At 43.9% G+C, this 4,907-nt stretch carries 5 protein-coding genes and 2 pseudogenes (2 of these 7 only partly in view); all 7 read left to right on the forward strand.

The features are described from left to right. A pseudogene (locus A2048_04085) lies at positions 1–378 on the forward strand (hypothetical protein) (it extends 114 nt beyond the left edge of the window). 6 nt (positions 379–384) lie between these two features. Next, complete coding sequence (locus tag A2048_04090; protein OGP08556.1) at positions 385–882, forward strand: hypothetical protein; 498 nt, start codon at positions 385–387, stop codon at positions 880–882. Positions 883–1,107: 225 nt separating this feature from the next. Then, complete coding sequence (locus A2048_04095) at positions 1,108–1,650, forward strand: hypothetical protein (GenBank protein OGP08557.1); 543 nt, start codon at positions 1,108–1,110, stop codon at positions 1,648–1,650. A 7-nt stretch (positions 1,651–1,657) separates the two neighbouring features. Beyond that, positions 1,658–1,981, forward strand: a complete 324-nt coding sequence (locus A2048_04100) for a hypothetical protein (GenBank protein OGP08574.1) — start codon at positions 1,658–1,660, stop codon at positions 1,979–1,981. Between the two features lie 140 nt (positions 1,982–2,121). Then, positions 2,122–2,790 (forward strand): hypothetical protein, encoded by a 669-nt coding sequence (locus A2048_04105; GenBank protein ID OGP08575.1) that lies wholly within the window; start codon positions 2,122–2,124, stop codon positions 2,788–2,790. Continuing rightward, entirely contained in the window at positions 2,787–4,700 is a 1,914-nt protein-coding gene (gene sdhA / locus A2048_04110; protein OGP08558.1) for a succinate dehydrogenase flavoprotein subunit, read from the forward strand. The genes A2048_04105 and sdhA overlap by 4 nt, the downstream gene beginning before the upstream one ends. 45 nt (positions 4,701–4,745) lie before the next feature. Further along, positions 4,746–4,907: pseudogene (locus A2048_04115) on the forward strand (hypothetical protein); it runs 479 nt beyond the window's last position.

Consider the following 4,907-nt stretch of genomic DNA (forward strand, 5'->3'; position numbering starts at 1 on the left):
AATATGGAAGCAAAGAAAAAAATTTTGGTAGTCGATGATGAAGAAAGCTTTACCTTCTTTATCCATAAACGTTTGGAGGCCAATGGTTATGAATGTCGGGTGGCCCACGCAGCCTATCAGGGCCTGGAATTGCTTAAAGAATGGATTCCAGATCTTGTCATCCTCGATTTACTCATGCCCAAAATGAGTGGCTATGGTTTTTTAAGGGAATTCCGTACTTATCCAAACCTCAAGCAGGTTCCGGTCATCGTTTTTACCGCGATGCGCGATGCGGATGTGATGCGCGGGGCCCAAGACCTTGGAGCCGTTGATTACCTGGTAAAATCTTGTGAAGATAATGAACTTATCCAAAAAGTAAAAAAATATCTGGGTGGATAATTGTGTATGTCTGAAAAAATAGTCCTGTTTGAAAATGATTTAAGTGACGAAGGCCAAAAACGCCAGGCCATTAAAAACATCATTGTCTTTAAGCTTAATGACGAATGGTATGGTGTGGATGTTCTTTATGTGAAGGAAGTTGTCCCAACCCACCCCATTTCTGTTTTGCCCAATGTTCCCTCCTATATTTTGGGAATCATGAATGTAAGGGGAAATATTTTGTCGGTGATGAATCTTAAGGCGATCTTTGGGCTTACATCTTTAAAAGATGATGAAAGCCAGCGCATTGTCATTGTGGAAGACAAAGGCATGAGTGTGGGTTTGTTGGTTGATGGAAGTGAAAAGACCATGGAAGTTCCCGAAAACCTCATCGAGCCAGCCCTTTCCCTTTTAGAAGATGAAAAACGAGATCTTTTGGAAGGCCAAGTAAAAGTGGATGGAAAACTTGTGGCTCTGGTAAGTGCCCCTAAGCTGCTTGAACTAACCTGTTTAAGAAATTCATGAGATTTGATTATTTCTAGATATCCCTCCATCGTATTCACGTTTGTATTCAAGCTTATGCAGGCTCTGGCGCCATGTGTCAATACGGGTCAAAATAACTCACACAGTGTTATTTTGATGACGCATAAAGAATCAATGTGTTGATTGAAAAATCTTTGAAAAACATCTAAAATTAAATAGTTTTCTCAAAAGGTTTTGAGAGCGCTTTTCCTCGGAGTGAATGTTTATATGCAAAAGAAAAAAATAAATTTTTTGGTTATTGATGACAGTCAAGTTGTTCGTCAGATAATGCATGATGAATTGGTGAACCTGGGCTATAGTGTTCACCTTGCCAAATCGGCAGAAGCGGCCCTTGAAATGATCAAGCAGCCCGAGCTTGCGATTGATTTTGTTTTTTTGGATTATATGTTGCCTGGAATCAACGGGCTTCAATTTTTAGATGAACTCAAAAAAATAAAACGCCATCCCGTGGTGGTGATGATGACAGCTTATGAATCCACAGAGTCGGCGGTCGAAGCTATTGAGCGCGGAGCTTATGATTACGTTATCAAACCCATTTCCCCCAGCCATTTAGAAATTATCATTTATCGGGCGATGAAGCGCTATGAGGTTGAGCAGACTCGTGAAAAAGGCCGTAATTCCCATATAAAGACGGTTGAAGCTTTCGAAAGTGATACATTTAAAATTCAGGAGAATCTCAATAAGCTTAAAATGGAAGTAAATTTATTGCTGCGTGATTTGGGACGCCCTGAAAAATATAAAATTTCTTAAAAACATCATGAACGAACCCATTAGCCTTGTTTACATCACGACAAAAGACAAGGGTGAGTCACAAAAAATCGCCAAGGTTCTTCTTGAATCAAGGCTTGTGGCCTGTGCCAATATTTTTGATTCGGTTGAATCGATGTATTGGTGGGAAGATAAAATTCAGGTAGAAAAAGAATCCGTTTTAATGACAAAAACACGGCAATCCCTTGTTCCACAGGTGATGGAAAAAGTTCGTTCCATCCACAGCTATGAAGTCCCCTGTATTGTCAGCCTGCCCCTTGAAGAAGTAAGCCCCGATTTCGCTGCCTGGATTTTGAATGAAACAACTTCCTGAAAAATTTTTCACTCCATGATTTCATGATCTAAGTCATGATTTCAGCTCCAAAATTTTGGCATCAAATTTTGAATCTAAACTTGACGGATGATCTCGCCCCCTATATACATCGCGCCAATCTTTGGTTTCCCTTGTTTGTTATGCTCACTTTTCACAAATTTTTGACAACGGGCATCGGTCGCAAGATGGTCATGGCCCTTACGGGGTTGGCTCTGATTGGTTTTTTAATCACCCACATGGCCGGCAACTTGGTTATTTTTTTAGGGGCCGAGGCCTACAACAACTACAGCCACAAACTTATCTCAAACCCTCTCATTTATTTGGCTGAATTCATTCTTCTGGCCTTTTTTGTGGGCCATTTTATTAATGGATTTATTGTTACTTATACCAATAGAAAAGCACGCCCCGTCGCCTATCAGGTCAAAAAAGGGGCCAATCACACAAGTCGAAAAAGTATTTCGTCTTCGACCATGATTGTATCTGGTTTGATTCTTCTGGTTTTTGTCCCCCTTCATTTAATCACTTTTAAGTACGGACCTGCCTACGCTTCAGCGGCTAACCCTGAGGTGCGCGATATTCATCGTTTGGTGATGGAAGAGTTTACCGAGATGGGTGAGGTGATCTGGTATGTGCTTGCCATGATCGTGGTGGGGTTTCATTTGTGGCACGGTTTTATGAGTGCCTTTGAATCATTGGGAATCAATCATAATAAAAAAATTCGTTGTTTGGGGCATGTTTTGGCGACGGTGATTACAGGCGGATTTGTCATCATCCCCATCCTCATTTTTTTGTCAGGGGGTAAACTGTGATCTTGGATGGAAAAATACCTTCCGGTCCCATTGAACAAAAATGGGAGAACCATTGTTTTAATATGAAATTGGTGAACCCAGCCAATCGCCGTAAATTTACGGTGATTGTTGTGGGAACCGGTTTAGCGGGAGCCTCTGCCGCGGCAAGTTTGGGTGAGCTGGGTTACAATGTACAGGCCTTTACTATTTTGGATAGTCCCCGACGTTCGCACAGTATTGCTGCTCAAGGCGGTATTAACGCAGCCAAAAATTATAAGAACGATGGCGATTCCATCCGTCGTTTATTTTATGACACGGTGAAGGGCGGGGATTATCGCGCACGTGAGGCTAATGTGTATCGCTTGGCCCAAGCCAGTGTTAAAATCATCGATCATTGTGTGGCGCAAGGAGTCCCCTTTGCCCGTGAATATGGCGGGATGCTTGATAACCGTTCATTTGGCGGGGCCCAGGTATCGCGCACGTTTTATGCCCGTGGGCAAACAGGCCAGCAGCTTCTTTTGGGGGCTTATAGTGCTTTGATGCGCCAGGTGGATTTGGGTCAGGTAAAACTTTTTTCCCGACGTGAAATGCTCGACTTAGTCATCGCCGATGGCAAGGCGCGCGGCATTGTTTGTCGTAATCTTATCACCGGCGAGTTGGAACGTCATGCGGCCGATGCGGTTTTGTTGTGCACCGGGGGTTATGGCAATGTTTATTTTCTTTCAACCAATGCGGTCAACAGCAATGTCTCCGCTACGTGGCGTGCGGCTAAAAGGGGGGCTTATTTTGCCAACCCCTGTTATGTGCAAATCCATCCCACATGCATTCCTGTCAGTGGGGAGCATCAATCCAAACTTACCTTGATGAGTGAAAGCCTTCGTAACGATGGCCGTGTATGGGTCCCTAAAAAGAAGGGAGATAAACGTGCGGCGAAGGATATTCCTGAAAATGAGCGGGATTATTATTTGGAACGCAAGTATCCAAGTTTTGGTAATTTGGTGCCGCGCGATGTAGGGGCGCGGAATGCCAAGTTTGCTTGTGATGATGGTTTGGGGGTTGGGCCAACAGGCTTGGCGGTTTATCTCGATTTTGCCGATGCCATCAAACGTTTGGGTGAAGATGTGATTCGCGGTCGCTATGGTAATTTGTTTGATATGTACGCAAAAATTACCGGGGACAATCCTTACAAGGTTCCCATGAAAATTTTTCCTGCTGTGCATTACACCATGGGGGGGCTGTGGGTGGACTATAACCTGATGAGCAATATCCCGGGTCTGCATGTTTTGGGAGAAGCTAATTTTTCAGATCACGGGGCAAATCGTTTGGGCGCTTCAGCCCTGATGCAAGGGTTAGGCGATGGTTATTTTGTGATTCCTTATACCCTGGCCCATTATCTGGCTTCAACACCACTTCCAAAAATAACAACCGATCATGACGCTTTTAAGGAAGCCCAAAATGCGTCACAAAAAAGAATTGACCAGCTTTTTGCCATTAAAGGTTCGCGTACGGTTCTCGATTTTCATCGAAGCTTGGGGCACATCATGTGGGACAAGGTGGGCATTTCTCGTACGGAAGAAGGGCTCAAAGAAGGAATACAGCAAATCAGGGCTTTACGTGATGAGTTTTGGAAAAACCTGAAAATTGCGGGGGAACCCGGCAATGTGAACAAGTATTTAGAGCAGGCCCTTCGTGTGGCCGACTATATGGAGTTTGGAGAATTGTTAGCCAAAGATGCCTTACATCGCCGCGAATCATGTGGAGGGCATTTCCGTGAGGAAAGTCAAACCGAAGATGGGGAAGCCAAAAGAGACGACGAACATTTTTCCTATGTGGCGGCATGGGAATATAAGGGGGTTAATGCCGAACCCGAAATGCACAAAGAACCCCTTAGTTTTGAAAATATAAAATTAGCGCAGAGGTCTTATAAATAATCGGACGTGTCGGACCTGTCAGACAGGTCGGACGCGTCAGAAGTCATGAAACTCACATTAAAAATTTGGCGGCAAAAAGACAGAAATAGTCCGGGGAAAATGGTGGGCTATGTTTTGGAAGGTGTGGAAGCCGACATGTCCTTTTTGGAAATGTTGGATGTCTTAAATGACCAATTGGTCAAAAAAGGGGAGGATCCCATCGCTTTT

This window comes from Deltaproteobacteria bacterium GWA2_45_12, from assembly GCA_001797365.1.
Taxonomy (GTDB): Bacteria; UBA10199; UBA10199; order UBA10199; family UBA10199; genus UBA10199.

Coding starts and splice junctions, on each gene's coding strand:
- A2048_04090 (OGP08556.1), top strand. CDS start 385: ATGTCTGAAAAAATAGTCCTGTTTGAAAATGATTTAAGTGACGAAGGC.
- A2048_04095 (OGP08557.1), top strand. CDS start 1,108: ATGCAAAAGAAAAAAATAAATTTTTTGGTTATTGATGACAGTCAAGTT.
- A2048_04105 (OGP08575.1), top strand. CDS start 2,122: ATGCTCACTTTTCACAAATTTTTGACAACGGGCATCGGTCGCAAGATG.
- A2048_04100 (OGP08574.1), top strand. CDS start 1,658: ATGAACGAACCCATTAGCCTTGTTTACATCACGACAAAAGACAAGGGT.